The 24,085-nt window shown below is 36.9% G+C and carries 24 protein-coding genes; 10 read left to right on the top strand and 14 right to left on the bottom strand.

Annotated features, from left to right (window positions below; all coding sequences use genetic code 11):
• Window positions 1-14: 14 nt before the first annotated feature.
• Both gldC and gldB read right to left on the bottom strand, forming a co-directional pair.
• Entirely contained in the window at window positions 15-353 is a 339-nt protein-coding gene (gene gldC, locus GUB10_RS05105) for a gliding motility protein GldC (RefSeq protein WP_193710357.1), read from the bottom strand.
• The gene (gene gldB, locus GUB10_RS05100; RefSeq protein WP_193710356.1) at window positions 353-1,312 is read right to left on the bottom strand and encodes a gliding motility lipoprotein GldB; all 960 of its coding nucleotides are present in this window, start codon (window positions 1,310-1,312) and stop codon (window positions 353-355) included. The genes gldC and gldB overlap by 1 nt, the downstream gene beginning before the upstream one ends.
• 105 nt (window positions 1,313-1,417) lie before the next feature.
• On the opposite strand from gldB, the gene nadE reads away from it, so the two are divergent.
• On the top strand, window positions 1,418-2,209 hold the full coding sequence (gene nadE, locus GUB10_RS05095) for an NAD(+) synthase (RefSeq protein WP_193710355.1): 792 nt from the start codon (window positions 1,418-1,420) through the stop codon (window positions 2,207-2,209).
• 114 nt (window positions 2,210-2,323) lie between these two features.
• Window positions 2,324-2,962: a response regulator transcription factor gene (locus GUB10_RS05090; RefSeq protein ID WP_193710354.1), complete on the top strand. Its 639-nt coding sequence runs from the start codon at window positions 2,324-2,326 to the stop codon at window positions 2,960-2,962.
• Here GUB10_RS05090 and dnaG read toward each other — a convergent pair.
• From dnaG to GUB10_RS05070, 4 genes are all read right to left on the bottom strand, one after another.
• Window positions 2,955-4,919: a DNA primase gene (gene dnaG, locus GUB10_RS05085; RefSeq protein ID WP_193710617.1), complete on the bottom strand. Its 1,965-nt coding sequence runs from the start codon at window positions 4,917-4,919 to the stop codon at window positions 2,955-2,957. The two genes, GUB10_RS05090 and dnaG, sit on opposite strands and share 8 nt — an antisense overlap.
• 212 nt (window positions 4,920-5,131) lie before the next feature.
• The gene (locus tag GUB10_RS05080) at window positions 5,132-6,181 is read right to left on the bottom strand and encodes a hypothetical protein (RefSeq protein WP_193710353.1); all 1,050 of its coding nucleotides are present in this window, start codon (window positions 6,179-6,181) and stop codon (window positions 5,132-5,134) included.
• A 57-nt stretch (window positions 6,182-6,238) separates the two neighbouring features.
• Window positions 6,239-7,003 (bottom strand): hypothetical protein, encoded by a 765-nt coding sequence (locus GUB10_RS05075; protein WP_193710352.1) that lies wholly within the window; start codon window positions 7,001-7,003, stop codon window positions 6,239-6,241.
• A complete protein-coding gene (locus GUB10_RS05070) occupies window positions 6,990-7,550 on the bottom strand; it encodes an RNA polymerase sigma factor (protein ID WP_193710351.1) in 561 nt (186 codons plus the stop codon). The genes GUB10_RS05075 and GUB10_RS05070 overlap by 14 nt, the downstream gene beginning before the upstream one ends.
• A gap of 804 nt (window positions 7,551-8,354) precedes the next feature.
• Between GUB10_RS05070 and rluF the strand changes: the two genes are divergently transcribed.
• From rluF to GUB10_RS05050, 4 genes are all read left to right on the top strand, one after another.
• Complete coding sequence (rluF, locus tag GUB10_RS05065) at window positions 8,355-9,143, top strand: 23S rRNA pseudouridine(2604) synthase RluF (protein WP_193710350.1); 789 nt, start codon at window positions 8,355-8,357, stop codon at window positions 9,141-9,143.
• Between the two features lie 95 nt (window positions 9,144-9,238).
• On the top strand, window positions 9,239-9,661 hold the full coding sequence (locus GUB10_RS05060; RefSeq protein ID WP_193710349.1) for a VOC family protein: 423 nt from the start codon (window positions 9,239-9,241) through the stop codon (window positions 9,659-9,661).
• Between the two features lie 18 nt (window positions 9,662-9,679).
• Complete coding sequence (locus tag GUB10_RS05055) at window positions 9,680-10,699, top strand: AI-2E family transporter (RefSeq protein WP_193710348.1); 1,020 nt, start codon at window positions 9,680-9,682, stop codon at window positions 10,697-10,699.
• Window positions 10,700-10,729: 30 nt separating this feature from the next.
• Window positions 10,730-11,131: a YkvA family protein gene (locus GUB10_RS05050; protein ID WP_317191837.1), complete on the top strand. Its 402-nt coding sequence runs from the start codon at window positions 10,730-10,732 to the stop codon at window positions 11,129-11,131.
• 90 nt (window positions 11,132-11,221) lie between these two features.
• Here the strand turns inward: GUB10_RS05050 and GUB10_RS05045 are convergent, their stop codons facing one another.
• The 4 genes from GUB10_RS05045 to argS all read right to left on the bottom strand — a co-directional run bounded on the left by GUB10_RS05045 (window position 11,222) and on the right by argS (window position 15,874).
• A complete protein-coding gene (locus GUB10_RS05045; protein ID WP_193710347.1) occupies window positions 11,222-12,130 on the bottom strand; it encodes a bifunctional 5,10-methylenetetrahydrofolate dehydrogenase/5,10-methenyltetrahydrofolate cyclohydrolase in 909 nt (302 codons plus the stop codon).
• A 34-nt stretch (window positions 12,131-12,164) separates the two neighbouring features.
• Complete coding sequence (locus GUB10_RS05040) at window positions 12,165-12,533, bottom strand: four helix bundle protein (RefSeq protein ID WP_193710346.1); 369 nt, start codon at window positions 12,531-12,533, stop codon at window positions 12,165-12,167.
• Window positions 12,534-12,566: 33 nt separating this feature from the next.
• Window positions 12,567-13,895, bottom strand: a complete 1,329-nt coding sequence (gene ffh, locus GUB10_RS05035; RefSeq protein WP_193710345.1) for a signal recognition particle protein — start codon at window positions 13,893-13,895, stop codon at window positions 12,567-12,569.
• Between the two features lie 197 nt (window positions 13,896-14,092).
• Entirely contained in the window at window positions 14,093-15,874 is a 1,782-nt protein-coding gene (gene argS / locus GUB10_RS05030) for an arginine--tRNA ligase (RefSeq protein ID WP_193710344.1), read from the bottom strand.
• Window positions 15,875-16,070: 196 nt separating this feature from the next.
• Here argS and GUB10_RS05025 point away from each other — a divergent pair, with 196 nt between their 5' ends.
• Entirely contained in the window at window positions 16,071-16,496 is a 426-nt protein-coding gene (locus GUB10_RS05025) for a hypothetical protein (RefSeq protein WP_193710343.1), read from the top strand.
• Between the two features lie 107 nt (window positions 16,497-16,603).
• Window positions 16,604-17,236 (top strand): MarC family NAAT transporter, encoded by a 633-nt coding sequence (locus tag GUB10_RS05020; RefSeq protein ID WP_193710342.1) that lies wholly within the window; start codon window positions 16,604-16,606, stop codon window positions 17,234-17,236.
• Between the two features lie 2 nt (window positions 17,237-17,238).
• Here the strand turns inward: GUB10_RS05020 and GUB10_RS05015 are convergent, their stop codons facing one another.
• The gene (locus tag GUB10_RS05015) at window positions 17,239-17,442 is read right to left on the bottom strand and encodes a hypothetical protein (protein ID WP_193710341.1); all 204 of its coding nucleotides are present in this window, start codon (window positions 17,440-17,442) and stop codon (window positions 17,239-17,241) included.
• A 69-nt stretch (window positions 17,443-17,511) separates the two neighbouring features.
• On the opposite strand from GUB10_RS05015, the gene GUB10_RS05010 reads away from it, so the two are divergent.
• Together GUB10_RS05010 and GUB10_RS05005 are read left to right on the top strand one after the other, a co-directional pair.
• On the top strand, window positions 17,512-18,957 hold the full coding sequence (locus GUB10_RS05010; protein WP_193710340.1) for an SDR family oxidoreductase: 1,446 nt from the start codon (window positions 17,512-17,514) through the stop codon (window positions 18,955-18,957).
• A gap of 56 nt (window positions 18,958-19,013) precedes the next feature.
• Window positions 19,014-20,504 carry a BCCT family transporter gene (locus tag GUB10_RS05005; protein WP_227740304.1) on the top strand — a complete coding sequence of 497 codons (1,491 nt, stop codon included), beginning with the start codon at window positions 19,014-19,016 and terminating at the stop codon, window positions 20,502-20,504.
• 304 nt (window positions 20,505-20,808) lie between these two features.
• Here GUB10_RS05005 and ctlX read toward each other — a convergent pair whose 3' ends face one another.
• From ctlX to GUB10_RS04990, 3 genes are all read right to left on the bottom strand, one after another.
• Entirely contained in the window at window positions 20,809-21,732 is a 924-nt protein-coding gene (ctlX, locus tag GUB10_RS05000; protein ID WP_193710339.1) for a citrulline utilization hydrolase CtlX, read from the bottom strand.
• A gap of 4 nt (window positions 21,733-21,736) precedes the next feature.
• Window positions 21,737-22,648 carry an arginine deiminase family protein gene (locus GUB10_RS04995; protein WP_193710338.1) on the bottom strand — a complete coding sequence of 304 codons (912 nt, stop codon included), beginning with the start codon at window positions 22,646-22,648 and terminating at the stop codon, window positions 21,737-21,739.
• 82 nt (window positions 22,649-22,730) lie between these two features.
• Entirely contained in the window at window positions 22,731-24,011 is a 1,281-nt protein-coding gene (locus tag GUB10_RS04990) for a citrate synthase (RefSeq protein ID WP_193710337.1), read from the bottom strand.
• Between the last annotated feature and the right edge of the window lie 74 nt (window positions 24,012-24,085).

Genomic DNA, 24,085 nt, shown 5'->3' with positions numbered 1-24,085 from the left:
CGGGTTTAGACTAATTACTTTTTGGTAATTTCTAATTTCTCGGCAAAATAATCGCAAAAATCTTTCATAGTCGCAGTCATTTTCTCGTCTTGTGTAGCACGATTAAAGGTATCGCTCATAGAAACAAGGGTTTGATGAAAGAACTTTTTCATTTCATCCACCGGCATATCTTTGGTCCAAAGATCTATCCTCAAGGTCTCCTGCGCTTTACTATCCCATACAGAGAGCATTAAAGCCTTAGCCTCTTCTTTATAAACATTTCCATCTTCGGCACTCCAGCTAATCTCTTCCGGTACACGATTTTCATCGGTAACCACCTCTATATTTATTTCTGACTTTTTATATGCTGACATTACTTTCTTGGTTTAAAATTCGCTTTATTAAATATTGTTTCGGCATCTGTTTCAATCATTTCCTGTAAAGATGCGTTGGCTTTTTCCATATAACTTCTTACAATTTGCCAGCCTATATATTGCCCCAGCTTTGCCGGAGAATCGGCATCTAATTGTAGATAAAACTTTGAAAAAGGTGCTGGATACAAAAACCGTGAATACAATTCGGTATCTGTATCAAAAAGCAACTCATTTTCTACATAATACCGCCATATTTGCGCCTCATTATTTTTCGCCCAGGTATGTTCATCTTCAGTATAGCCTATTTTTTCTGCATCAGTTACTTCAGGAATAAACTTATCTTTTAAATATAAAAGTTTTCCGTAGTACACCATATGCGCTAGAAAAGTTCTTGACCTGGGTCTTTTTACATATTTTTCGGCATATGCGTTGGCAACATCCGGAAGTATTTGTTCCTTGTTAAAATTCTTTTTTAAATACTCCTGAATTCCAATATAAAAATGATGGTCTTTCCCTAAATACGTATCCAGGGAAATGAATAAATAATTCTCCTGAAGAATTACTTTATTTTTATAGTCAACTTCAGAAGTCACTGTAAACACTTTTGGTGCTTTAAATTTTGGAAAATAATACTTTACATGCTGAAAAAGACTGTAGAGTTCTGCTTTTTTATTTTTAAAAGAAGTAAAAGCTTCACCAACTTCCTTATTTATTTCCTGCTGAATAGTATCGTTCAATTTTGCTATCCAAACACTATCTGAAAATTGCCGCGGAAACAAAAAAGGATATTCCTGTTTTAAATCCATAAGTTTTTCAGGATCGGTTTCAGCAAACTTTTCATCAAACCTTACCACTTCAAAATCTACCGGCACCTTTGCAATCTCTTTTTCAATTCTGCTTTCCTCATTACAGGAAACAAAGGCGAACATAAAACATAAAAAAATTATTTTTCTAATCATAAGGGATCTTTATGAAGGCTTTAACGCCGTGGCCTTTTAATAATTATGTTTAAATGGTAGATTTGTGTGCAAAGGTATTATTTACAAATTTAATCACCCAAAATTATGCAAACTGAAAAAGTGGTAAACCACATAGTTAACTGGTTAAAAGATTACGCTACCAATGCCGGAATGCATGGTTTTGTAATTGGTATTAGCGGAGGCATTGACTCTGCTGTAACTTCAGCGCTTTGTGCCAAAACCGGTTTGCGTACGCTTTGTATTGAAATGCCTATTCACCAGCATAAGAATCAGGTAACCCGAGCACAACAACATATTAGCTGGTTAAAAACCCACTATGCCAACGTGAGCAACCTGGAAGTTAACCTAAGTTCGGTATTCGAGAATTTTAAACAGGTTGTCCCAGAGGCTGAAGCTTCTGAAACATTAGAACTTAGCCTGGCAAATACCAGGGCGAGGTTAAGAATGTCTACGCTCTATTATTTTGCAGGTTTGCATAGCTATCTTGTAGCAGGAACGGGAAACAAAGTAGAAGATTTTGGAGTAGGATTTTATACCAAGTACGGAGACGGAGGTGTAGACCTAAGCCCAATTGCCGACCTTATGAAGACAGAGGTCTATGAAATCGCAAAATTTTTAGGAGTGACCCAGGAAATTATAGAAGCACTACCTACCGATGGCTTATATGGAGACAGCCGTAGCGACGAAGATCAAATTGGCGCCTCTTACCCAGAATTGGAATGGGCCATGAAAGCAGCAGAAGAAGGGAAATCGGCTGAAGATTTTGAGGGGCGAAAACGGGAGGTTTTTACAATTTACCAAAGAAGACATCGCGCTAACTCCCACAAAATGAACCCAATACCCATATGCAACATTCCCATTAGTCTTAAAAAATAATCACTTTATCGAATAATGTGCTCATAAAACGGAATCAAGAATAAATTCTGTTAAATTTAATAGTATAAATGCGCTTGCCCTACCCGGGCGTATTTTTTAAGGAAATTTAATATTATGAGCACAGTATTAATTGCAGATCATCATCCTGTGGTGCATCAGGGGATTCGGTATATTTTAAGAAACAATCCGGCTCTTGAAGTTGTGGGTAATGTTCATAGCGGAATGGAATTATATGGTTTTTTAAGCGAGCGCCAACCCGATGTTTTGATTATTGAAATAGACCTTCCCGAAATTAATGGCATAAATGCTCTTCGTACCATAAAAACTGACTATACCAAAGTGAAAATGCTTGTTTTTACCGGGCATCCTGAAGAGGTTTATGCATTAAGTGCTATTAAAGCGGGAGCAGCAGGTTATATCTCTAAAATGGCAAAACCCGATGAACTTGAAAAAGCCATTTACCAGGTAGCAAGAGGCGGCATTTACCTCAACAAAAAAATTACCGATAAGCTGAATGCAGGTATATCGCCCGGAAGAAATTTAATTGCAAAATTTAAGAAACTTTCCACTAGAGAATCTGAAGTTTTAAATCTTATCTCTGCCGGCAAACGAAATAAAGATATCGCGGAAGCCCTTTCCATAAACGAAAAAACAGTAAGTACTTATAAAACCAGATTGCTAAAAAAATTACAGGTAGATAATGTGGCAGATCTTATTACACGTTCGCGCCTATTACAAATAAACACTACATAACGCGGTTCAGTTTTTCTGAAAGCACTTTCTTTAAAGTCAAATAATCCTTTACATCTTCTAATATATGCTCGGTTTGTTGCTCTTCGGATGGAGTTTTCACCTTTTCGGAAAGCTCGTTAATTTTTTGATTTATTAAAAACCTGCGTAAAGAAAGAATGGTTTCGCTAACGTGTCTTGAAATAGTTTCAGTTTTTGCTTTTACAAAAATATTTTGCCTTTCCCATTCGTGCAACTTGTATTGCTCTTCTTCCATTAAAATTGAAGTGATCTCTGAAGCCTGATCGGGGTCTATATCATTGATAAAATTCCTGACCTCAAATTTTTCTTCACTGTTTAGCCGGGCAATCAATTGGGTATAAATATCCCTGAATTTAGGATTGGCAAAAGCAATTTCATCTTCCTGTAAATCCAGGAATATCTTCTCAAACACCCTGGTTTTCTGTATTTCCTTTTCCAGGCCAAACTCCCCATCTTCTTTTTCTTTTAGCACCAGGTCTTCAAACTCTTCTTCTACAGTACCATATTGCAATAAAAGACTAATAATCTTTTTCTCAAGTTCATATTGTTCGTCTACACGGGAAGTTTTAGGTTGCGCCTCTTCTTTTACTACATCAAAAGATTTTTTCTGTTGCTTTTGCTGCGGAGAAGTTCTTCCGCTTTTTGCATTTAATTGTGCAAGGCTGGAAAACAATACGTTTTCAGAAATATCCATTATTCTTGAACATTCCTGTAAATAAACTTCCTGTTGAATAGTATCTGGAATTTTAGAAATACTACTCACAATATCCCTTATTAATGCTGCCTTTTTAACCGGATCTTTCTTTGCTTCTTCCATAAGCAAAGACGCCTTATAGCTAATAAAATCACGGGCATTCTCCTTCAGATATTCAGCTAAAGCTTCCTCTGAATTATTTTTCGCAAAACTATCGGGATCTTCTCCCTCCGGAAAAGTACAAACCCTAACATTCATTCCCTGTTCAAGGATTAAGTCTATTCCTCGAAGCGAAGCTCTTATCCCGGCGGCATCGCCATCAAATAGAACGGTAATATTTTTAGTTAGCCTGTTAATTAACCTTATTTGCTCTGGTGTTAAAGCAGTTCCTGAAGACGACACCACATTCTCAATCCCACTTTGGTGAAACTGAATCACATCGGTATAACCTTCAACCAGAAAGCAGTTGTCTTCTTTAGCAATGGCCTGTTTGGCAAAATTTATACCATATAAAACCTTACTCTTATGGTAAATATCACTTTCGGGTGAATTGAGATATTTGGCAGCTTTTTTTTCACTGCTAAGAATTCTCCCCCCAAACCCTAACACCCGACCAGACATAGAGTGAATTGGAAACATAACCCTTCCTTTAAAGCGGTCAAATTGCTTTTCACCCTTTACAATAGTAAGGCCTGTTTTTTCAAGGTACTCCAGTTTATAAGCTTCGGCGAGGGCTTCTTTGGTAAAATCGTCCCATTCGTCTAACGAATAACCCAGCTCAAATTTTTTGATCGTTTCTAAAGTAAAGCCCCGTTCTTTAAAGTAGCTTAACCCAATAGCTTTTCCTAAATCGGTTTTATGTAGATTTTTCTGAAAATGTTTATTGGCAAATTCTGAAACCAGGTACATACTTTCCCGCTCATCGGCTTGCTGTTTTTGCTCGTCGCTTTGCTGGGTTTCCTCGATCTCAATCCCATATTTTTTGGCTAGGTATTTTATGGCTTCAGGATAGGTAAAATGCTCATGCTCCATTAAAAAGGCCACCACATTCCCTCCTTTTCCACTAGAGAAATCCTTCCAGATTTGTTTTACCGGTGAGACCATAAAACTAGGCGTACGCTCATCACTAAACGGACTTAAACCTTTAAAGTTTGAACCCGATTTTTTAAGCTGAACAAAATCACCAATAACCTCCTCTACCCGGGCGGTTTCAAATACGTTATCTATGGTAGTTTTTGAGATCAAAACGGTCTTATTTAAACCTTTAGAGAGGTTGCTTAAAAAGTTTAGGTTCGTCAAGCTGAACTTGTTTCAGCTTCTAATATTATTTGATTATCAGTATTTTATATCTCCGAATAAATTTAGGAGCAAGCTCTGAAATAAATTCAGGATGACGATTTTAAAAACTTTTCAGACTCCCACTTTCTTCGGAGGACAAAATTACAATTTAAAATTGGCTAATCAACATCAAACCTAAGTCCTAAAGAAAAATTGTGTAATTCCCGGTTGGGATCCTGAAATATAGGGTTTAGATCGTATTTTCCATAGAGTGTGGCACCACCCCAGCCCAGGTAAGCACTTACACCATAGACTAAATCATTGGTGTTATAATTATTCTTTAGTTTCTCTTTTACCTTATCGCCATCTTCCTTAAACTTTAGTTTTTGACGTTCCCCAATATTAAACCCGGCATAGCCACCAAAACCAATCTTTAGCATTTTATAAGTTGAAAAATGCAATCTACTTTCGGTTTCTGTTCTCTTAGAGGGGCCTATTTCAAAATGGACAGGAACTACCAGGTTATCCATTCTAAATTTAGATTTATCCAGGTCCAGTGAGAATTCCTGCAAATAGGTTTGGTCTCCGTCTTCTACAAAAATACGGTTATCGGTAGGCTTTAAACCGTTGAATTGAAATGAAAGTCCGTAGCGAAATCGCAACCAGTTGGTTTCCTTAAAAACCCGCGTTTTCCAGGCCCAACCAATTTCGAAAAAACGGCTTCCTGCCAATTTAAAATCTGAATCATTTAAAGACTGCCCTTCTTCTAAAGCATTATTAAATCCGGCGGCCACTACCAAATCACTGGTGGTACGTTTATCGTATTTTTTAGTATTTATATTAATATCAACAGCTTTTCCCTTACTTCCAAAAGCAATATAACTTCCAGAAGAATCGGCATTTCTATCCCTTAATTCCATTTCGTTTTCTAAAATGGCAATTTTGTTTTCAATATTTTTAGCGTGCTTTTCAGCTAATTCCTTCTTTTTCTTTTCGGCCGCTTCTTGAGTGATTATACCGTTTTCCAACTGCTCGTTAACAATTTCTATTTGGTTTTTGAGCTTTTCTTTCTCTTCGGTTACAATTTTGGCCTTTTCTTTTTCAAAAAACTCTTTTGCTCTTTCTTCTGAAGAAAGCTCTACTGCTTTTGGCGCTTCTTCCTGGGCATTAACTTGTTGTAAACCTAAGCTGAACAACGAAAATGACACGTAAAAAATAATTGTTTTCATGATAATTGATTTTAAAGTTTGATGAATGACCCGTTTGTGGGAATTTTTAGATGGTTATTAATAATTTCTGTTGGCAACCGCCGTTTTTGCCTTGAGATAACCTTCTTTTAAGACCTCAAAAACTTTGGCTTTAAAAGACTGGTATATCTCATCTTCTACTTCGGCTAAAAGCGCATTCGCATTTATAGTGTTGGTAGAAGTATATGATTTTAAATTCCTTTCTCTACTTAATTCTGATGCCGCTTCTGCCAATAACACATCAACTTCATCCTCAGAAATTTTATCATTGTTAGCGGCTTCAGCAATTACTTCTTCAAGTTTAGATTGAAAAATTTTTTCTTCAGAAATTGGCGGTTCCAGGCTTATTTCTTCCAACACAACTAGTTCTTCAACAGCGATTTCTTTTGAAACCGTGTCTTTGAAAGAATTTTCGTTTTTTACTATCGCTTCAGTTTTATCGGCATCTCTATTTCCTACCGCTTTTTTAACTGAACTCTCTTCCTTTTTTTTGTTTTCTTCAGAAGCTATACTGGAATTTTGTTCTTGTGTAAATTCTTGTTTTACTTCCGGTTTTTGAATATTCTCATTTACCGGTTCCTCTACAATTTGGGGAGTATCTGAAACTTCCCCGTTCCAAAGAAAAGTACCGGCAACCAATAAAACGGCAACTGCCGCGGCAATATATTTCCAAACTGCCCGGGAATTTCCATTCTTTTTGGCATCTAACTTTGCATCCAGCTTCTCCCAACTTTGGGCAGAAGGAGTAATTTGCCTTTTTTCCAGTTTTTCCCTTACTGATCTTTCGAATTTATTTGATTCCATAATCCGATGTGTTTTGTGTTTTTAACTGTTCCTGCAACATTTTTCTCGCCTTAGATAATTGCGACTTTGAAGTTCCTTCGGTAACCTTCAACATTTTTGCAATTTCAGCGTGTTTATATCCTTCTACCGCATACAATACAAAAACCATCCTATAGCCTTCGGGTAAATTGTCTATAAGGTTTTGAATATGTGCAACATTAAGTTCTGTATTCATTTCCGCATAAAAACCAGGATCGGCAATTTCTTCATCACTAAAAACAATTTTCTTTTGTGACCGAAGAAAAGAAATTGACTCCCGAACCATTATTTTACGTATCCAGCCTTCAAAACTTCCTTTAGATTCAAAATCTTTAAGATGGATTAATACTTTAAGAAATCCGTTAAGCATCACTTCTTCGGCGTGATGTATATCTTTAACATATTGCCGGCAAATACTTAGCATTTTTCCCGAATGCAACTCATATAATTGGCGCTGCGCCTTACGGTCTTTTTTAGCCGCGCGTTTTATTAGTTGAGATTCGCTCTTAAAAAGTTGAATTACTTTCACCCGATTTCTTAATTAAAAAGGCCCTCTATCTATATAGACGCAGGAAAGTTACAAAAGGTTGCCTGTACCCTCTGATATTTTTTTGATGATTCTTATTTCTATGCGTTTTAATGAGAAAAAAGGCTCTGCGATAATCTGTTGTTTTGGGTTTGTTGTTTGAGGTTTGGGGTTTGGGGTTTGACCTTGCCTGAATATAGTTGCCTTTTTTAGGTTTATTACAAGGACGAAGCATGCGGCAATCTGTCGTTAATTTGTTGGAGCGATTGAAAAATCGGGATCGAAATGCCGGCTGACCTGCTTTTGAAATTGCGGGACCTACTACAAATCTGCCTAAATAGACAAGTGGCGCAAGAGTTTTGAAAAACGATAATCCTGACATATTAGAGCAAAGTTTACAGCTTAAAAAAAACTGCCACCAATACACGAATATTATTTATGATTAGTGGATTCTTGGCTTTTTTGGTTTTACCTAATAAAAACTACGACTGTCAAATTGTTATATTTTGAATCACTAATGCCCGGTAAAAACTTTTATGACCTCTATTTATCTAGATTAGAGGATCATTTTATGCTTTTTTTACAATTTTGGAACCTCCTATTTTTTTGGAAAATAATGCTCTCACCAAATACAAGAAATCATTTAACGCTGGTTATCAGATAGCTACATTCAAGTCTTTTTCCTGGTTATATCAGCGCAGCGATCTTAATTCTTTACCGAACAACAATGATTTTGAATTCTTAACCTGGAACCTAAAACTTTGAAACCATCGGCTTTCACCTTATCTTTACCTCAGAATTCATTTTATGTCTGAACAAAAGCTCACCCGAATAAATAAGTATTTAAGCGAAATAGGCTATTGCTCCCGCCGTGCCGCCGACAAACTAATAGATCAGGGCCGGATAACCATTAATGGCAATGTACCGGAAATGGGAACCAAAATTGCCCCCGGCGATTTGGTAAAAGTTGATGGAAAAGCGGTATCGGAAGCAGCAAAAAAAGAGCCTAATGTATACCTGGCTTTTAATAAACCCATAGGTATTGTTTGTACTACAGATACCCGTGTGGAAAAGGATAACATTATTGATTTTATAAATTATCCAAAAAGAATTTTTCCTATTGGCCGATTAGATAAGCCTAGTGAGGGACTTATCTTTCTCACCAACGATGGGGATATTGTCAATAAAATTTTGCGCGCCAAAAACAATCATGAAAAGGAGTATATCGTATCGGTAAATAAACCAATTACTTCAGACTTCATTAGAAGAATGGGGAATGGTATTCCCATTTTAGGCACCCGAACCAAAAAATGCGAAGTAGAAAAGTTGGGAAAGAATGAATTCAGGATTATACTTACCCAGGGGCTAAACAGACAAATTCGTAGAATGTGCGAATTTTTAGGTTATGAAGTGACCGCTCTTAAACGCATTAGGATTATGAATGTAAACCTGGATGTTCCGGTTGGTGCATACCGTGACCTCACCCAGGAAGAGCTAGCTACCATCAATAAAATGGTTAATGAATCTAGCAAAACAGCAGAATCGGGAACGACCAATAAGTCTGGAAAAAGAAATATTCGTTTTAGAAAAAAATAAATCTTAACACATTATTAGCGGAATAGCTTACCTGCATGTTAAGATTACTTGTTAACTTTAGTTATGTCTTTGTCTACATTAAAAAGTAACAATTTATGAGGGTGCAGCCGTTTCATTTAGCCATACCGGTCTCAGATTTACAAAAAGCCAGAAAATTTTATAAAGAAACCCTTGGTTGCGGCGAAGGCCGAAGCAGCTATCACTGGGTAGATTTCAATTTTTTCGGTCACCAATTGGTGATTCATTACAAACCAAAAGAAGAGATTGAAAAAGCACATAGTAATCCTGTTGATGGGAAAGATGTTCCAATACCCCATTTTGGCGTAGTCCTGGAATGGGATGTATTTGAGGAGTTTGCCAACTTATTAAGATCTAAAAGCCTTGAATTTGAAATTGAACCCTATATTCGTTTTCAAGGGCAGGTAGGCGAACAGGCCACCATGTTTTTTAAAGATCCTTGTGGGAATGCCTTAGAATTTAAAGCCTTTAAAAATAAAGATCAATTATTTGCAAAATAACCAACCAACTATAAAAATATGAATAGATTAAAACCGGCACTGGTACGCCAAATTTTTGTACTAATGCTCATCTTATTTTTAGCGGTTTTAATTTTTAAAGAAATTATTCCATACCTATCCGGGGTTTTGGGAGCCATTACCCTATATGTTCTTTTACGGAACTGGATGAAAAAATTAATAGCCAGGGGCTGGAGCCCTACGGTAGCTGCATCACTTTTAATGGCAGGTTCCTTTATAGGAATTCTTGTTCCCATTTCTTTGATTGTAATTATGCTTTCTTCGAAAATAAGTAAAGCAGTAGCTAATTCAGAAAGGGTAATTAGGGCCATAAAAGATCAACTAGTAGAAGCCGAAACCTATATTGGCTATAGTTTAAGCGATTCTATAGATACCGCTTCGGTCACCAATTGGATGTCTGGAAATCTGCAAAGTTTGGCAGGTGGCACTTTTAATGCATTTATCGCAATAGGTATTATGTACTTTATGCTTTATTATATGCTCACAAAAAGGGACTCTATGAAATCTTCTCTTATTTCTTACATTCCCCTAGGTAATGAAAACCTACAAATAATAGGTAAGGAAAGCGATCAACTTGTAAGGTCTAATGCACTGGGAATTCCACTTGTGGCAATTTTTCAGGGAGTTATAGCCCTTATTGGCTATTTAATTTTGGGAGTACCAGATCCTTTCTTTTGGTTTGTAATAACGGCTATAGGATCTATGATTCCATTTATTGGAACCGCTATAGGAATTATTCCCGTAGTAATACTTTTAATGGCTCAGAGCGATAATTGGCAGGCTATTGCTATGTTAATATATGGCTTTGTGGTTGTGGGTTCTACCGATAATTTAATTAGACTGTACATCTTAGACAGACTCGCTGCGGTACATCCTTTAATTACTTTATTTGGAGTTATTGTTGGAGTACCGCTTTTTGGTTTTATTGGATTAATTTTTGGACCATTGCTTATCTCCTTGTTTTTATTAATTCTGAAAATTTACAAAAAGGAGTATGGCAATTCTAATGACAGACTTTAAAACAACTACTAATCAACAAAATGAAGAATTATGAATATGTTCAGTAAAAAGAAGCAAGAGATTGATGAGGAATACTTAAAGAAAGGTGTTGCGCAGGTAAAAGATGGAGATGTAGAGTTAGCAGCAAAAAATCAGGAGAAAATAGAAGATAAAATTGTAAATGCCAGTACACTAAGAAAGTATACAGAACTTGGTAAATTAATGTTTGGAATGCTTCAGGATTATAGAAAAGGTGCATATAAAAATGTACCCTGGTTTACAATTGCTTCTATAGTTTTTGCGCTTTTATATGTCTTAAACCCTTTAGATTTAATGCCAGATTTTATCCCCGGACTTGGCTATGTAGACGATTTTGCCGTTTTAACCGTGGCATTGAGATTTATTGAAACCGACCTTCATAAGTATTTAGATTGGAAACTTGAGGAAGCTTAATTTCCCGGCTTTAAATAACTAAAAAATCCTATCAAGCCTAAATTCAAATTTCAGGCTCAATAGGATTTTTTTAGTCTGGTACCTAATAGGTTATTTATTCAACATACTTTTTTCCTTAGCTCTTTTTTTATGGCGTTCGGTAGCCAGTAAAGTATTTTTAAGCAGCATAGAAACCGTCATTGGTCCTACTCCACCCGGCACAGGTGTGATGTATGAAGCACGCTTACTTACATTTTCAAAATCTACATCTCCTTTTATCACGTAGCCTTTTTCAGCTTCTTCATCTGGCACCCTGGTTATTCCCACATCAATAATAACAGCATCATCTTTAATCATTTCAGCCTTTAGGAAATCGGGAATTCCAACAGCGATAATAATAATATCGGCCTGGGAAGTGATTTGGGTAATATTTTTAGTGAATTCGTGCGTTAAGGTAACTGTTGAATTTCCTGGAAAACCGCTTCTTCCCATTAAAATACTCATAGGTCTCCCCACAATATAACTTCTACCAATAACCACAGTATGCTTTCCTTTTGTTGGAATATCGTAGCGCTCTAACAGTTCTAAAATTCCAAAAGGGGTCGCAGGGATAAAGGAAGTCATATCCAGGGCCATTTTCCCAAAATTGGTAGGATGAAAACCGTCTACATCTTTATCGGGGTCTACAGCATTTAATACTTTTTGGGTATCTATTTGTGGAGGCAAAGGAAGCTGTACAATAAATCCGTCTATATCGTCATTCTGATTTAACTCTTCGATCTTATCTAAAAGTTCCAGCTCACTTACAGTATTTGGCAACCTATATAAAGAAGATTCAAATCCAACTCTTTTACAGGATTTTACTTTGGCATTAACATAGGTTAGGCTGGCCCCGTCGTTTCCTACAATAATCGCAGCCAAATGAGGTACCTTTTCCCCTCTTTTTTTAATTTTCTCAACCTCAGCAGCGATTTCATTCTTAATATCGTTACTGGTCTTTTTTCCGTCTAATATAGTCATCTTAGTTAGCAGTACTTTAGTTGGCAGTTAGCAGTCAGGTGTCGACTCCAAATTTACCAGGGTTATTTTTCATATAATTTATTAATCTCCCGACCTCCTCGCTTTGAGTTTGCAAAACTAATTTGCGATTCGTTGATAAATACTCACAAGCTTCTGCAAAATCAAGCCATAGTTGTGTCTCGGCATTTTCAGAATCGGCATCTGTAAGTTTATTTGTAAAATATTTAGGATATTCTCTTTTTCGATAAGCCTCAGCAATTGCAGAACAAACACTTCTAGATGATCGTACAATTTGATTGCTCAGAGCAAATCTTTCTTCCGAGGGAAAACTTTTGGAAAGCTTAAAAACTTCCATTGCTAAATCAAAAGCTTTTTGATATGCGTATAAGGTTTTAAAACTCATTTTACTGCTAACTGCAAACTTACGTACTGCAAACTATTTCATTCCCTTCATCATTTGCATCATCTTCCGGCCTCCACCGCCTTGCATCATCTTCATCATTTTTCCCATCTGGTTAAATTGTTTTAACAGCTGGTTTACTTCCTGGACCGAGGTTCCCGAACCTTTACTAATTCGTTTCTTTCGGCTGGAATTTATAATTTTTGGATTACTTCTTTCTTCAGGGGTCATGGAGTGGATTATCGCTTCAATTCCTTTAAAGGCATCATCATCAATATCTACATCTTTAAGCATCTTTCCTGCTCCCGGAATCATTCCCATAAGGTCTTTCATAGACCCCATTTTCTTAATTTGCTGTAGTTGCTTTAGGAAATCATCAAAACCAAACTGGTTTTTGGCAATTTTCTTCTGAAGTTTTCTCGCTTCTTCTTCATCGTATTGCTCCTGGGCACGCTCCACAAGGGAAACCACATCCCCCATCCCCAAAATCCTGTCGGCCATACGGTCTGGATAGAACACATCTAAGGCATCCATCTTTTCTCCGGTACCAATAAATTTAATAGGCTTATTAACTACAGATTTAATGGATATGGCTGCACCACCACGAGTATCACCATCTAATTTTGTAAGGATAACCCCATCAAAATTAAGTCTCTCATTAAAAGTTTTTGCGGTATTAACCGCATCCTGCCCTGTCATGGAGTCTACCACGAATAAAGTTTCGTGCGGTTCTATGGCCTGGTGAATATTCGAGATTTCGGTCATCATCGCTTCATCTACAGCTAAACGACCGGCGGTATCTATAATTACGACATTATGGCCATTTTCTTTAGCGTGTGCAATAGCAGCTTTAGAAATAGCTACCGGATCCTGATTTCCTTCGTCTGAAAATACCTCAACACCAACCTGCTCTCCAACCACATGCAACTGATTAATGGCCGCGGGACGGTATACATCACAAGCCACCAACAAAGGCTTTTTAGTCTTTTTATTTTTAAGAAAGTTAGCGAGTTTACCAGAAAAAGTGGTTTTACCACTACCCTGTAAACCAGACATTAGAATCACAGAAGGATTTCCCGAAAGGTTAATGCCTTCGGCTTCCCCACCCATTAACTCGGTAAGCTCGTCTTTTACCAATTTTACCATCATCTGGCCGGGCTTGAGGGCAGTTAATACGTTTTGGCCCAGAGCCTTTTTCTTTACGGTATTGGTAAAGTCTTTAGCTATTTTATAATTCACATCGGCATCTACCAAAGCACGTCTTACTTCTTTTAGAGTTTCGGCAACGTTTACCTCGGTAATCTGGCCGTGGCCTTTTAAAACGTGTAAGGCATTATCTAACTTATCGCTTAAATTATCAAACATAATTTTTCCTGTGATTTAATCCCAAAAAGGGTATAATTCTACCGAGGCCTCCCTCGAAATTTAAAACTTTTTCAACTAACTTCTATTTTCCTACGAAGTTCTAATTCCTCTTTTTAGAAGGAATTGCAAATTTAATGATTTGAGCCTGAAGTGAAAACTTTTTATTTCATTCCAATTCAATATTCCTTAATTTAAACCTACATACGTTCTGGCACCTGTATTCCTAATAAACCAAACGAAGATTTTATAACACTGCCTACGCTATTGGCCAATTGTACCCTTAAAGTTTTCTCGGTGATATCTTCGGTTCCCAAAATGGTTATATTTTGATAAAATGAATTGAATTCTTTTACTAGCTCGTAGGTATAATTGGCAATTAAAGCCGGACTATGATTTTCTGCCGCCAGTTGAATAGTTTCAGGGTACAACTGAAGTTGTTTTATTAGCGAACGTTCTTTTTCGTGAAATTTATAAGCATCTTCCACCGGTTTTTTAAAATCGAAATCGGCTTTTCTAATTATAGATTGAATTCTGGCATAGGTATACTGAATAAATGGGCCGGTATTTCCCTGAAAATCTACCGATTCTTCAGGGTTAAAAAGAATTCTCTTTTTAGGATCTACCTTTAGAATATAATATTTTAATGCCCCCAGGCCTATAATTTTGTAGAGTTCCTCTTTTTCAAGCTCGGTATAACCATCTAATTTCCCTAATTCTTCAGAAATATTTTTGGCAGTTTCGGCCATTTCGGCAATAAGGTCGTCGGCATCTACCACGGTTCCTTCCCTACTTTTCATTTTTCCGCTAGGTAAATCTACCATGCCATAACTTAAATGATAAAGGTAATCTGCCCAGTCAAATCCAAGTTTTTTCAGAATTAAAAACAAGACTTTAAAATGATAATCCTGTTCGTTACCCACGGTATAAACCATTCCGCTAATATCAAAATCTTTCACGCGTTGAATGGCGGTACCAATATCCTGCGTCATATAAACCGCGGTTCCGTCGCTGCGCAATACAATTTTCTCATCAAGGCCTTCATCGGTAAGATCTATCCATACACTCCCATCTTCTTTTTTATAGAACACTCCTTTTTCAAGCCCCTGGTTTACCACATCTTTCCCTAAAAGATAGGTGTCGCTTTCGTAATAATTTTTATCGAAATCCACGCCCAGCGAATCATAGGTTTTTTCAAACCCCTGATACACCCATTGGTTCATTTTTTCCCAAAGGGCCACCACTTCAGAATCACCGGCTTCCCACTTCAACAACATTTGTTTGGCTTCAACCAAAATTGGCGCCTCAGCTTTCGCCGCTTCTTCAGAAATTCCTTTGGTCTCCATTAATTCGGCAACCTCTTTTTTATACTCCTGGTCAAATTTCACATAGTAATTCCCTACCAACTTATCCCCTTTTAAGCCTGTAGACTCCGGTGTTTCACCATTTCCAAAGCGCTCCCATGCCAACATAGACTTACAGATATGAATCCCCCTATCGTTAATAATCTGGGTTTTGTAAGATTTATTTCCGGCAGCGCTTAAAATTTCAGCCACAGAAAATCCTAAAAGAATATTTCTAATATGACCTAAGTGTAGGGGTTTATTGGTATTTGGAGAAGAATATTCCACCATAATACCCTTAGCATCTTCGGCTGGGGGTAGTATTCCAAAATCTTCCCTGTCTTTCATTCCGTTGAAAAACTCCAGGAAATAGGCATCGCTCAAAACAATATTCAGAAAACCTTTTACCACATTAAAACCTGAAACTTCGCTAACATTTTCAGTTAGATAAGTTCCAATTTCTTCGCCAAGTTTAACGGGATTCGTTCTAAGCGTCTTTAACATTGGAAAAGTAACCAAAGTGATATCGCCTTCAAAATCCTTGCGCGTAGGTTGAAATTCAAAATTTTCGATTTCAACATCATAAGCCTTTTTAACGGCAGCTTTTACGTGGTTAGCGAGGGTACTTTGGATTGTCATCTTTTACTTTTATTTATTGTTTTAAGCGCTGCAAAGATAACAGAAAATAGGCTTTTGCCTATAATTTACTCGATAATCGAGATTAATCCCTATAGTTATCGGGACACCGGGACTTGTCTTAAAATTGTAAACTATTTTTTCTTAATGCTTCCTGATCATGTCCCGAAGTAATTTACTTATCTTTAAACAAAAAGCTATGTTATTAAATATCTCTTATAACCGAAGCAAAACCAAAGAAAAAATCGATAATGAAGTTGGCAGGCCGTTTACGCTGCTTGATCGTATGAAGTTAAACGGCACAGGCTCACCAAAACTGCATATTACCGATACCAGCATTGATATTCATAACCTATTGGTTTTAGATAATAATGCCAATACCTGTAATGTTGAAATGCGACCAAAAGGGATTATAGTAATGTTTAGATCTCTGTTAGAGACCTACGCCCTTGTAATTCCTTATTATAAGCTACATCTTTACAAAGGAAAAGCCGAAGAATACTCTATTTATAAAGATCATTCTAAGATTAAGGTAAAAGCAAACACACCCGCTATACACAAGTATTTTAAAAAGATTTTAGACTACAAATCAGATAACGCCCCTACGCAAATTGAAGATCTTTAACTATAAATTTACAAGCGGTTCTCGGCAACTCTCATTTTTATAATCTAAGCGTAAACTCTTCATAATTTTTAAAAGCTATTGCTGTTGCAATTTTGCAAAAAAAATTAATGGAATTATTTATTTATGCTTTTGCCGCACTCTTCTCTGTGATGAACCCACTGGGAACCGTGCCAATTTTTGTAGGGCTCACCCGAGAATATTCTGCAAAAGAACAATCAAAAACTTCACTACTTACCGCTATTAATGTTTTTGTGATTCTTTTGATTTCGTTTTTTATTGGGAGATATATCTTACATTTTTTTGGGATTAGTATTGAATCTCTAAGAATTGCCGGGGGACTTATTATCGTAACTTCGGGATTCGCTTTGCTCACCGGCTCTTTTTCCAAACATAAAGGAATGGAAAAAGAAAGAGTAAAAAACGATGCTTTTCAAAGAAATAATGTTTCGCTTACCCCTCTGGCAATACCCATGTTGGCAGGACCAGGATCCATTTCTCTACTAATTGGCATGTATGAAGATTACACCGTAATTTCTCAAAAACTTATTGCTGTACTAGCCATTCTTGGCGTTTGCTTAGCAACCTTTCTTGTATTACGAAGTTCTCACTATATTGTAAAAATGCTAGGCGCTTCGGGCATTAATGCTATTTCCCGAATCATTGGCTTTATTGTGATTGCCATTGGGATTGAATACATAAGCTCCTCGGTAATATTGGTGTTGAGCGATGCTTTTAAATAGTATTATCGCTTCCCGAAAGCAAGTCCGCCAATGAGTGCTAAAATCCCGAAACCAATCATGGCATAAGACTGGGTATTGTCGCCGTGAGCTTCAACCTGCAATGGGCCAGCATCAATAGCAAATTCGGGTGTTATTAGTCTATATACTCCATACCCAATCATTCCAACCCCAATTATAAGGAGCACTATTTTAAGTACGTTATTCATTTTATAAAGTTTTACTAATCTCCCCGAAAAGTACTAATTTAATTGGTATTTTAAGCTTAAAATTTTTCTATGAGAATTCTTCTTACAGGTGCTAATGGTTATATTGGAATGCGCTTGCTCCCTGAACTTTTGGAACAGGGTCACCAAGTAGTTTGTGCTGTTCGTAACAAAAATCGCTTTACTTCCAACCAGGAGCTTCTGGAAAAAGTTGAAATTGTAGAACTCGATTTTTTAAAAGATAAAAAAGCTCCGGAAAAAATCAGGAATATTGATGTAGCTTACTACCTGATTCACTCTATGAGCGGATCTACCAAAGATTTTGATAGCCAGGAAGCAACAGCAGCCCAAAATTTCAATAAAATAATGGAAGGCACTTCAGTAAACCAGGTTATTTACTTAAGTGGTATTATCAACACCGAGAAACTTTCCAAACATTTAGAATCAAGAAAAAAAGTAGAAGAAATTTTATATAGCGGTAGTTTTAAACTCACTGTTTTAAGGGCTGCAATTATTGTAGGTTCAGGAAGTTCTTCTTTTGAAATTATAAGAGACCTCTGTGAGAAATTACCGGTAATGATCACCCCAAAATGGGTTGAGACCAAATGCCAGCCTATTTCTATTCGCGACATTATTAAATTCCTCACCGGAGTAATTGGCAAAGAAGAATGCTATAACCAATCTTTTGATGTTGGCGGCCCCGATGTACTCACCTACAAAGAAATGATGCTAAAATATGCCGAAGTTAGAAATTTAAAGCTTTGGATTATAGGCGTACCTGTTATGTCTCCAAAACTTTCTTCTTACTGGTTATATTTTGTAACTTCAACCTCGTATAAACTGGCTCAAAATCTTGTAGACAGTATGAGTGTAGAGGTAATTACCAACGACACTCGCTTACAGGATATTTTAAAGATTGAAACCATTTCCTATACAGAAGCCATAAAACTTGCTTTTTATAAAATTGAGCAAAATCAGGTTATTTCCAGTTGGAAGGATTCGTTAAGCAGCGGCCGCTTTAATAAAGAATTGAACAAATATATACAGGTTCCAAAATATGGTTGCCTCTTAGACAAACAATCGGTCAAGGTCGAAAATCCCGAAGAAGTGCTGGAACGCATTTGGGCTATTGGCGGACTAACAGGCTGGTATTATGGCAACTGGCTATGGAAATTTCGTGGTTATATAGATAAACTCTTTGGAGGAGTAGGCTTGCGCCGCGGAAGAACCCATCCAAATAAGATAGCCTCCGGAGATTCTTTAGATTTCTGGCGTGTACTTTTAGCCGATAAAGAAGAAAGAAGGCTTTTGCTTTTTGCTGAAATGAAAGTTCCCGGCGAAGCCTGGCTGGAGTTTTGCATAGACAAAAAAAATGTACTACACCAAACCGCTACATTTAGGCCAAAAGGTATTTGGGGTCGCTTGTATTGGTATGCTATGTATCCATTTCATTACTTTATTTTTGAAGGAATGCTAAACAAAATTGCCAAAGGTGAATCTAAAAAGCAAATAGCTTAATCTCTCTCAATGCTTTACATTTGAAAAAACCAATATAAACTGAACAGCAGCAAATTTTGAAGCAAATTTCCAGGTCATTTTTAAAAAACCCTTTGCTTTATATCGCAGCAGGAATCTTATTTTTTACAGCACTCTACATTTTCTCTTTTACCGAATTTTTCTACGAACTTATAGAAGCTGGCGCTATTTGGGTTCGTGAAATCTTTGGAGGCTTCTACCTTTGGCTTGGATTATTATGTGTTGTGTTCCTAATTTATATTGCCTTTTCGAAATTTGGAAATATAAAACTGGGAAGTTCAAAACCGGAATTCAACAGGCTTTCCTGGATTGCCATGCTATACAGCGCCGGGATGGGTTCAGGGATTTTATTGCGAGCGGTACAGGAACCGGTTTTTATGTTTCTAAACAGCCCCATAAGCACAGATTCTAGTGCCGAAGTTATCGCTCTGGAATACACCTATTATCAATGGGGTTTTACTGCCTGGGCCTTCTATGGTATTTTCGCACTTCTAATTGCCTATTCCCTATTTGTTAAAAAATCGAATATATTATTAGGCAGTAGTTTACCGCAGTTCAAAAAGATAAAATACCTACCAGAAAGCATAAACCTACTCACTATTCTAACTACTGTTTTTGGACTGGTAGCTGCAATTGGCTTAGGCACTACCCAGATTGAAGGAGGTATTAGCCACCTAAGCTCCAGCCCTTCAGGTACGCTTTGGCTTATCATTTTATTAGTTTTTATAGTTTGTTTGGCAGCATTTATTTCGGCATTTGCCGGAATTAAAAAGGGTATAAAACGTATCTCCAACTGGAATATTTACATCACAACCATACTTATGCTTTTTGTCTTTTTACAGGCAGATATCCTTACTGTTTTTAACCGCTTTTTTGAATCTCTATCCAAGTATATTATAGATTTTATTCCGCTTAGTTTAGCCCTGGGCAACTATAATCCAGGGAAAGAATTTCTAACCGAATGGACGTATTACTACTGGGCTTTTTGGTTGGCCTGGGCTCCTTTTACCGGGATTTTTATCGCCAGAATTTCAAAAGGAAGAAGTATTCGTGAGATGATTTTGGGGGTTTTGCTTATCCCATCGCTGGGAAGTTTTTTTTGGTTTAGCGTTTTTGGTTCGACTTCATTCGATTTAATAGGAAGTATGGATCCCTATAGAGGGGAGTTTGATAATGTTTTCACCTCCTTATTTCGCTTTTTTGAAGCCTTCCCACTTTCCAACTTCACAAATATGCTCAGTATACTATTACTAATTAGTTTTTTGGTTACTTCGGTAGATTTGGCTATTTATGTTTTAAGCATGTTTAGCGATAAAGGCAGGGAGCATCCCAGGAAGAAATTCAGGTTAATTTGGGCTATTTTAATCCTTATTTTTTCGCAAGCGATTATTATTCTTGGAAATATTAAACCCAATAGCAATGTACTAACCGCAATGCAAAAGTTTTTAATTATTAGCTCCCTTCCCTTTGCATTTTTTACGGCCGGGATTATGATTTTATTTTTAAGGGAGTTATTCAGGAAGCACTAATTTCCCCTATCGTCATCCTGAAATTATTTCAGAGCCTGCTCCGAAATTTATTCGGAGATATAAGATGTGAACATTTTGATTATGTTAGAAGCTGAAAATGAATTCAGCTTGACGAACCGTATCTTCAAAACCTCTTCGACCCACGGCCATTTCTGAACTCCCCTCGCTCCTTTTGTCAATCATCAGATTCAAGAAAAAAAGGAAAGAAACTTCAGAATCATCAACCTGAACCTACCCGCCTGAACGAACAGACAGGTTCAGCTTAACGAAATCTTTAATTATTTTATCTAAAAAATATGTGAGACTAAGATTTTGGTAAAAAAACCTCGGCCATCATACAGCGGGCACTGCCTCCACCGCAAGTTTCTATCACATGAAGATCACTGCTTAAAATCTTGCAATGCTTTTCTATTTTCTCTATTTGCTCCTGATTTAAGCTCTTGTGTGCCCTCGCACTCATTACCAGAAATTTATCATCTGTACCCTGTACCTGGAGCATATTGCCGGCAAACTCGTGCATTTGTGCTTCAGAAATTGCGATAACTTCTTTCCCATCCTCATTTAAATGCTTCAGTACATTTTTTCGCTCCTTCTTATCGTCTATGCTATCAAGGCAGATTACGGCAAAGTTTTCGGCCAGGCACATCATAACATTTGTGTGATAGATTGCTTTTCTTTTTCCATCTACACTTTGATTGGCATTAAAAATAACCGGTGTAAACTCAAAATCTTCACAAAATTCTATCAGTAAATCTTCGTCTGCACGCGCCGATAATGCACAGTAAGCTTTACGGTTCTTCCTATCCAGCAATAAGCTTCCGGTTCCTTCCAAAAAGACATCGTGTTCTTCGGCTTCGGTATAGTCTACTATATTTTTTATTTTAAAACCTTCCTCTTCAAGTTTGGCAAAATATTCCAATCGGCGTTCTTTTCTGCGGTTTTCTGCAAACATAGGATATAGCCCTATATCTCCATTTTCATGAAAAGAAACCCAGTTGTTTGGGAAAATAGAATCTGGTGTATCGTCTTCCAACTTATCGTTTACCAAAATCACATTTACCCCTACATTTTTAAGTTTTATAACAAATTCATCAAACTCTTTTTGGGCGCGTTCGTTTACATTATCGGCTGTTAAGTCCTTTTGAAAATAATTATTTACCGCAGTTTGCTCGTTCATTCTAAACGCCACCGGACGCACCATTAAAATTGTATCTGTAATCTGTCTCATTATGCTATTCTCTAATTAAAGGTAAAGTGGAACAACGCAAAAGTCCTTCCTGTTTAGAAATTTCAGCGTAAGGCACTTCTTCAACTGTAATACCCTGCTCTCTTAACCAAGTATTTAATCTTGTAAAGTTTTTTTCTGAAATCACAATATCTTCATCTATAGAAAAAATATTGGAATTCATATAATACATCTCCTCCCGGGTAATCTCAAAAACGTTTTCTTTCCCAAAGAGATTTACCAACCAGTTATATTCCTCTTCTTCCAAGAAACCATTTCTATGAATAATTGCTTTTCCCTTACCTACAGGTTGAAAGCAACAATCTAAATGCAAAGCATTATCCCTGGGTTCTGTATTTGATTTCCTCAAGTTAAAGGAAACCACTTTTTTATTAGGAAACAACTCCTGTAAAGCTTCTACCGCTTGCACATTGGTACGTGCAGTGATATAATCTTTATAATCTGCACCACGATAGGTACCTACAAGAATATAATCTCCCAAAGGCATCACATCACCACCTTCTATATGAGCTTCTTCGGGTAACTGCAGTACTTTAGAAGGATCTATTTGCTGAATAACGTGACTAATGGCTTCAATTTCCTGCTCCCTATCTGGTAGAATATTAGACTTTATAAACTTATCCTCGATCACAAAAGCAATATCCCGAGTAAAAATTTGATTATAATCTTTTATTACTTTGGGCCTAAATACCTGTACTTTATATTTCTCCAGAATTTTAGCGACAGCCTCCATTTCCTCTATCATATCCTCCTCCCTGGGATAGGTTCCCATCCTGATGAATTCGGCTGATTTTGGATCGTAAGCTTCTTCTAAAGAAGGTTCGGGACCATTGCTTTCAGCTGTACCCAAAACCACAGCTCTAAGCCGTGAAGTCTCATTATTGATATTCAATTTCACAAGTAAATTTTTATCAAATATAGAAAAAGCTTCATACGATGATGAAGCTTTTTCAAGATTTATTAATAAAAAAAGATATTTTCTACCTTTCTTCTACTGCTTTAAATTCGCGTAAATTTGCTCCGGTATAAATTTGGCGCGGTCTACCAATAGGTTCTTTCATTAACCTCATTTCCCTCCATTGTGCGATCCATCCAGGAAGTCTACCAAGTGCAAACATTACAGTAAACATTTCTACTGGAATACCTAGTGCCCTATAAATAATTCCTGAATAGAAATCTACGTTTGGATAAAGTTTTCTATCCACAAAGTATTGATCTTCCAATGCTTCTTTTTCAAGCCCTTTGGCAATATCCAAAACAGGATCATCTACACCAAGTTGCCCAAGTACTTCATCGGCCGATTTTTTAATAATTTTAGCTCTAGGATCGAAGTTTTTATAAACACGGTGACCAAAGCCCATTAGACGGAAAGGATCTTCTTTATCTTTAGCTTTTGCCATAAATTTCTTAGTATCGCCACCATCCTCTTTAATTCTTTCCAGCATTTCTATAACTGCCTGGTTAGCCCCACCGTGAAGTGGTCCCCAAAGTGCAGAAATTCCTGCTGAAATTGAAGCAAAAAGTCCGGCGTGCGAAGAACCCACCATTCTTACTGTAGAAGTAGAGCAATTTTGCTCATGGTCTGCATGTAGAATTAATAATTTATCTAATGCATCTATAACTGCTTTGTCTACGCTGTAACTTTTCCCCGGTTTTTCGAACATCATTTTATGTAGATTTTCTACATAACCTAAAGTATCGTCACCATAATTTAACGGAAGGCTATTTTTCTTTCTAAGTGTCCAGGCTGCAAGAACCGGAAATTTACCCAAAATTTTCACTATTGCCTTGTACATATCTTCTTCAGACTCTACATTTACAGAAGATGGATTAAAGGCAATAAGTGCACTTGTTAAAGAAGAAAGTACGCCCATTGGGTGCGCCGATTTAGGAAAACCGTCAAGAATTTTCTTCATCTCTTCGTCTACTGCAGACTCTTCCTTAATATCGGCATAAAATTTATCTAACTGCGTCTTAGTTGGCAACTCCCCGAAAATAAGTAAATAAGCTACTTCCAGGAAATCAGCTTTTTCTGCAAGAGCTTCAATAGGATACCCCCTGTAACGAAGCACACCTTCTTCTCCATTTAAAAATGTAATGGCACTTTCGCAGCTACCGGTGTTTTTATACCCACGATCCAGGGTAATAACACCTGCTTCTGCACGCAATTTTTTTATATCTATTCCCTGTTCATTTTCGGTTCCTTCTACAATTGGGAATTCATATTTTTTCCCATTTATTTCAATCGTCGCTTTTGACATATCTTAATTTTATATACTTTAATTCAACTAATTTTCGAGAGTTGCTAATTTAAGAAATATACTGTTAATTTAGC

It is taken from the genome of Salegentibacter sp. BLCTC (assembly GCF_015143665.1).
Lineage (GTDB): Bacteria > Bacteroidota > Bacteroidia > Flavobacteriales > Flavobacteriaceae > Salegentibacter > Salegentibacter maritimus.
This window is presented reverse-complemented; position numbering and strand designations above follow the sequence as displayed.

Excerpts from the sequence above, each read along its gene's own strand:
- gldC (WP_193710357.1), bottom strand. The coding sequence starts at position 353 with ATGTCAGCATATAAAAAGTCAGAAATAAATATAGAGGTGGTTACCGAT.
- gldB (WP_193710356.1), bottom strand. The coding sequence starts at position 1,312 with ATGATTAGAAAAATAATTTTTTTATGTTTTATGTTCGCCTTTGTTTCC.
- nadE (WP_193710355.1), top strand. The coding sequence starts at position 1,418 with ATGCAAACTGAAAAAGTGGTAAACCACATAGTTAACTGGTTAAAAGAT.
- GUB10_RS05090 (WP_193710354.1), top strand. The coding sequence starts at position 2,324 with ATGAGCACAGTATTAATTGCAGATCATCATCCTGTGGTGCATCAGGGG.
- GUB10_RS05080 (WP_193710353.1), bottom strand. The coding sequence starts at position 6,181 with ATGAAAACAATTATTTTTTACGTGTCATTTTCGTTGTTCAGCTTAGGT.
- GUB10_RS05075 (WP_193710352.1), bottom strand. The coding sequence starts at position 7,003 with ATGGAATCAAATAAATTCGAAAGATCAGTAAGGGAAAAACTGGAAAAA.
- rluF (WP_193710350.1), top strand. The coding sequence starts at position 8,355 with ATGTCTGAACAAAAGCTCACCCGAATAAATAAGTATTTAAGCGAAATA.
- GUB10_RS05060 (WP_193710349.1), top strand. The coding sequence starts at position 9,239 with ATGAGGGTGCAGCCGTTTCATTTAGCCATACCGGTCTCAGATTTACAA.
- GUB10_RS05055 (WP_193710348.1), top strand. The coding sequence starts at position 9,680 with ATGAATAGATTAAAACCGGCACTGGTACGCCAAATTTTTGTACTAATG.
- GUB10_RS05050 (WP_317191837.1), top strand. The coding sequence starts at position 10,730 with ATGAATATGTTCAGTAAAAAGAAGCAAGAGATTGATGAGGAATACTTA.
- GUB10_RS05045 (WP_193710347.1), bottom strand. The coding sequence starts at position 12,130 with ATGACTATATTAGACGGAAAAAAGACCAGTAACGATATTAAGAATGAA.
- GUB10_RS05040 (WP_193710346.1), bottom strand. The coding sequence starts at position 12,533 with ATGAGTTTTAAAACCTTATACGCATATCAAAAAGCTTTTGATTTAGCA.
- ffh (WP_193710345.1), bottom strand. The coding sequence starts at position 13,895 with ATGTTTGATAATTTAAGCGATAAGTTAGATAATGCCTTACACGTTTTA.
- argS (WP_193710344.1), bottom strand. The coding sequence starts at position 15,874 with ATGACAATCCAAAGTACCCTCGCTAACCACGTAAAAGCTGCCGTTAAA.
- GUB10_RS05025 (WP_193710343.1), top strand. The coding sequence starts at position 16,071 with ATGTTATTAAATATCTCTTATAACCGAAGCAAAACCAAAGAAAAAATC.
- GUB10_RS05020 (WP_193710342.1), top strand. The coding sequence starts at position 16,604 with ATGGAATTATTTATTTATGCTTTTGCCGCACTCTTCTCTGTGATGAAC.
- GUB10_RS05015 (WP_193710341.1), bottom strand. The coding sequence starts at position 17,442 with ATGAATAACGTACTTAAAATAGTGCTCCTTATAATTGGGGTTGGAATG.
- GUB10_RS05010 (WP_193710340.1), top strand. The coding sequence starts at position 17,512 with ATGAGAATTCTTCTTACAGGTGCTAATGGTTATATTGGAATGCGCTTG.
- ctlX (WP_193710339.1), bottom strand. The coding sequence starts at position 21,732 with ATGAGACAGATTACAGATACAATTTTAATGGTGCGTCCGGTGGCGTTT.
- GUB10_RS04990 (WP_193710337.1), bottom strand. The coding sequence starts at position 24,011 with ATGTCAAAAGCGACGATTGAAATAAATGGGAAAAAATATGAATTCCCA.